Source organism: Vibrio qingdaonensis (genome assembly GCF_026191675.1).
In the GTDB taxonomy this organism is placed as follows: domain Bacteria; phylum Pseudomonadota; class Gammaproteobacteria; order Enterobacterales; family Vibrionaceae; genus Vibrio; species Vibrio qingdaonensis.
The window spans coordinates 1-3,869 of record NZ_JAKRRY010000083.1 but is presented as its reverse complement, the minus strand read 5'-3'; the positions used below and the strand labels follow the sequence as shown (position 1 = coordinate 3,869).

Here is a 3,869-nt window from a genome sequence, read left to right as displayed (position 1 = left end):
TAGCCCAGAACATAAAATAGTGGTGGAGTTTGCGGGGCAGTGGTCGAGTAATGCGGCGTGCCTAACTCTAGCTAAAACGGCTGAACAAAACGAAAAAGTAACAGTAGGGAAAGCGGATAGAGCCAACAAACACCGCAGCCTTGCCACATTTAAAGATCTCAAAGCAGAAGGCAAAACGCTTTATATCAAAATCCCTTGCGTTGACCAGCCACAGCCAATCTTACTTAAGCTAGCCGAAGACCTACAACCCGTTAACAAAGAAGTTCAGATGGACGAGTGGGATAACGTGTTGGTGCCAGTGGTTCCCTTACACTTCTCGGGCTCTGATGAGTCTGATGAGGCAGGTAAAATTTTCAATTCGGGCTACGTGTATGTTGTTTGGGATAATAGAATTTGGCGCGAGGTTGAAATTACAGCAAGTGGTTATTTTTCAGATACAGATATTAATAGCGTCCGTGAAGAATCGACACCAAGAAGGCATGCCGATATCTATATGACCAATCCCGAGACAGGCAGTGTTTACTCTTATGAGCCTTTTCAAGTCGTGCAGAATGGTAGCGTAGTAAGTGAAGGATCCTTGAATGGTTCTGGAGAGGCACGAGTGTTCAATTTAGTTGAGGAAGAAGTGGAGATAGTCATGACAGGCTATGAGCCACAGATAAAAGCTAAGGTTGAAACACATTTAAGCCCGTTCAATGCTTCTAGTTCAGGCACACGGAAGGCAAAAGGTTATCCTTTGCCACATATATGGCTTCCATACAAGGTTAAAGGCGAACCTCAGGACGTGTATCTAGCTTATAGCGGAAAACAATTGAGTGAGAGTGAATTATCTGAATTAGAGAGTAATCCTGGAAGCAGAGCCACAAAAGCCACTGAACTTGATCATTACAGCAGCGCCAAAAGTTTTAAAGTTGGGGAGGGTAAGACCCGACTACTTTCGGTGTTGCCAAGTGCGGCGAATTCAAAGCCTAATGAGTACGCTATGTTACAAGATCAGATTAATAAAAATGTGGCAGCCGTGTATTTAAGTAAACCCGTAGAGCTGGTTTTCGAATACCCAGGCTATGCGACGCTGGATGAGTCAGATGATTATTTTGAATTACGACAAACCGGCGGTGACTGGTCACAGCGAGTGTCTTTGCGCCAATGTATAAAAAAAGAAAACGGCTCTAGGTTGATTAGCTTTTCTGGTTGGCCTGTAGAGGTTAAAGAAGTGGAACTTATTCGTGGTTATCAGGGCAATAGCTGTCATGGTCGTGACAATCAAACCGTCATCTTTGCTCAAACACCAATTGCAGACCTGCTAGCCCATAAGGAAAAAGATCAACCAAGCTAACAGAAAGCTGTTTATACGAGTCGCGTGAGCCCGATATTAAGCAATTAAGCGCGATCAAAAATGACAATAAAGAGAATATTAACATGAATTTACGTCACACATTATGCTTGATTGCCTTGGTGGTATTGTCTGGCTGTAATCAGGAATCGGCGAAGGAGCCTGAGCAACAAGCGAAAAACCCTCAAACAATTGAAGACCGAATTGCAGAGAAGAATGCGCAGCAGTGGGAAGATGGCCGTGTTTATATTACAGAAAATAACTATGTTATTTATGACCAAGAAACGGGCAAACCGGAACACTACATTGTTAAAGCCAAAGAATGGCCTCGCGAAGATTTAGATAATGAAGCGACGTATGACCTGCCTAGAGTGGTATTCCGTTGGGATAATGCTCGTAATGAAGCAAAAGACCACTATGATCAAAGAGATAAAGTATGGAGTATCAAAACCGATGGCACGGACTTACGTTTGGTTGCAGACGAATTTGTTGGCAAAGTTCGTTTAATGCGTATCTCACCAAATAATCGCTACCTAGCTTTGGCGTACTCGGCAGCTGAAGGCATGTTTAAGGTGATTAAAGACCTTAAAACGGGCGAATATATTGAACTGGGTCGTTCACGTGGCTATCCAGAATTCCTATGGGCAGAAGACAGCAGCTATCTATACTACGTAGATAAATTTAAAGACTGGAAGTACACCTTAGCGACGGGTGATAAGCAGCAAGTAAAAACAGAGTTTAACGAGTATTCAGTGATTCATGATGGTAAGCGTTTTATGGTCGATGAATATGGCATTGGTGTTTTTGACGAAGCAACGGACACAGAGCTTTACTCGATAGTGCCAGATACTTCTCGTTCTGCAGAAGAAGCTCGTTTTCGTAAGAAATCAATTAGCCCAATGGGACACTATGCTTGGGTAGAAACCAGAACACACCGCTATCTTATTGATGTAAAAAACAAGTCCTTTCAATCAGAAAAAATCGTCCCGCGAGCTGTTGGTAAGTTACGTTATTTTGAAATTTTGAGTAAAGATGCGAACTACACTCGAGATGGAGCCGCCAGAGTGATTCTGAGCAAACTAACAGAAAACAAAGAGTTTGGCCCTTACTTAAAATGGGAGAAAATAGGGACTGGCCACAGTGCTGGTAATTCTTCGCTTTACAACGCATTTGCCAACAATGGTGACTTTGTAAAAGGGGAGGAACTATGAATATTGATGATACCTGTAATGTGATACCACTGCATGCGAATTACTATTTGTTTGGGGCATATTTTCCTGCTGCACAGAATGGTCAAAAAAACGTATACCCGACTTGGCATGAAGAGCGGAGCTTAGTTGGTAAGGAGGGTGTTACTAACATTCGCCCGTTAGCTAAAGTGCCAATGCTGAATGTAACCGATAGCGAAAACCCTAAGCTTTGGGCAACCAATCAAGAGTTTAAGTTATGCCCGTTGGGTAACGGACAACCTGATAAAAATGGGGCGTTTGAAGTGTTGACACCGGAACACCCTATTCACGCGCTAGGCAGTGACTTACCAAAAAGCGGAGAACAAACCCTCACTTTTCGTTTTCCATCATTGCCACTTATTGCCTCACTCGCAGAGCTAGCACCTAAAGAGTTGGCTGCAAAAATTGTCGAGCTCAGCGGCCAATTAGACAACAGCGAAACTCAGTTAACACTAACTGAAATCAGTATTGAACAATTGGCTAAACCTTATAAGCCAGTTACAAGTGGGCAACTCAGCGCGGAACAAGCCGAATACAATAAGTGGTATGAGGAGGTTTGTGAACTTAAGCAGCCACTGAAAGGTTTTGTACTGCCCGTTGTGGCGAGCTGCGCTGTGGTTTTCTCTGATAGCGATAAAAAAAGAAAACGGCTCTAGGTTGATTAGTTTTTCTGGTTGGCCTGTAGAGGTTAAAGAAGTGGAACTTATTCGTGGTTATCAGGGCAATAGCCATCATGGACGAGACAATCAAACCGTCATCTTTGCTCAAACACCAATTGGGAGCCTGTTGGCTTATAAGAAAAAAAGGTCAGCCAAGCTAGCAAATTACAATTTATACAAATCGCGTAGACGCAGTATTAAGCGTGATTGAAAATGAGAACTAAGAGAATATAAGATGAATCTACGTCATACATTATGTTTGATTGCCTTGGCGGTATTGTCTGGCTGCAATCAGGAATTGGCTAAGGAGCCTGAGTAACAAGCGAAAAAACCTCAAACAGTTGAAGACCGAATTGCAGAGAAGAATGCGCAGCAGTGGCAAGATGGTCGTGTTTATATTACAGAAAATAACTACGTTATCTATGACCAAGAAACGGGAAAACAGGAACACTACATTGTTAAAGCCAAAGAGTGGCCGCGGGAAGACCTAGATAACAAGGGTTCTTACGATCTGCCGAGGGTGGTGTTTTATTGGGATAATGGGACATACAGTACAAAGGATCTGCGCGTTATTTCATTTGATACCGTGCATCATGTGCGGGCTAAGGTTGCATGATTAAGCGTTGTAAATGGTTTAGTCGTGAATAC

3 protein-coding genes and 1 pseudogene are annotated in these 3,869 nt (G+C 43.0%); all 4 read left to right on the top strand.

Annotation, left to right across the window (positions count from 1 at the left end):
- On the top strand, positions 1-1,336 hold a 1,336-nt coding region (locus MD535_RS25115; protein ID WP_265677997.1), incomplete at its 5' end, for a hypothetical protein.
- A gap of 83 nt (positions 1,337-1,419) precedes the next feature.
- Positions 1,420-2,544, top strand: a complete 1,125-nt coding sequence (locus MD535_RS25110; RefSeq protein ID WP_265677996.1) for a Tricorn protease domain-containing protein — start codon at positions 1,420-1,422, stop codon at positions 2,542-2,544.
- Entirely contained in the window at positions 2,541-3,218 is a 678-nt protein-coding gene (locus MD535_RS25105) for a hypothetical protein (protein ID WP_265677994.1), read from the top strand. Before MD535_RS25110 ends, MD535_RS25105 begins: the two co-directional genes overlap by 4 nt.
- A gap of 238 nt (positions 3,219-3,456) precedes the next feature.
- Positions 3,457-3,783: pseudogene (locus MD535_RS25100) on the top strand (Tricorn protease domain-containing protein); the annotation flags it as partial.
- Between the last annotated feature and the right edge of the window lie 86 nt (positions 3,784-3,869).

Bases quoted from the DNA above. Each gene is read 5' to 3' on its own strand.
- MD535_RS25110 (WP_265677996.1), top strand. From the start codon at position 1,420: ATGAATTTACGTCACACATTATGCTTGATTGCCTTGGTGGTATTGTCT.
- MD535_RS25105 (WP_265677994.1), top strand. From the start codon at position 2,541: ATGAATATTGATGATACCTGTAATGTGATACCACTGCATGCGAATTAC.